The organism is Alteromonas sp. 5NW40-0090 (genome assembly GCF_057552975.1).
Genome location: NZ_BAAJLT010000032.1, coordinates 1 through 626 on the forward strand (window position 1 = coordinate 1; position 626 = coordinate 626).

Sequence of the window (626 nt, forward strand, 5' to 3'; positions counted from 1 at the left end):
CACACACAGCTAGTAGACAGCGTTTACGGTGTGGACTACCAGGGTATCTAATCCTGTTCGCTACCCACACTTTCGCACATGAGCGTCAGTCTTTGGCCAGGGAGTCGCCTTCGCCACTGATGTTCCTCCAGATATCTACGCATTTCACCGCTACACCTGGAATTCCACTCCCCTCTCCAAGACTCTAGTCTGCCAGTTCTAAATGACCATCCCAGGTTGAGCCCGGGGCTTTCACATCTAGCTTAACAAACCGCCTGCGTGCGCTTTACGCCCAGTAATTCCGATTAACGCTCGCACCCTCCGTATTACCGCGGCTGCTGGCACGGAGTTAGCCGGTGCTTCTTCTGTTGTTAACGTCACGGCTAGCAGGTATTAACTACTAACTTTTCCTCACAACTGAAAGTGCTTTACAACCCGAAGGCCTTCTTCACACACGCGGCATGGCTGCATCAGGGTTTCCCCCATTGTGCAATATTCCCCACTGCTGCCTCCCGTAGGAGTCTGGGCCGTGTCTCAGTCCCAGTGTGGCTGATCTTCCTCTCAGAACAGCTAGAGATCGTCGCCTTGGTAAGCCGTTACCTTACCAACTAGCTAATCTCACTTGGGCCTCTCTTTGCGCCGGAGCC

At 53.5% G+C, this 626-nt stretch carries 1 rRNA gene; it reads right to left on the reverse strand.

Annotated elements, in window-relative coordinates:
* Window positions 1-626: ribosomal RNA gene (locus tag AC27KT_RS19765) — 16S ribosomal RNA — on the reverse strand; the annotation flags it as partial.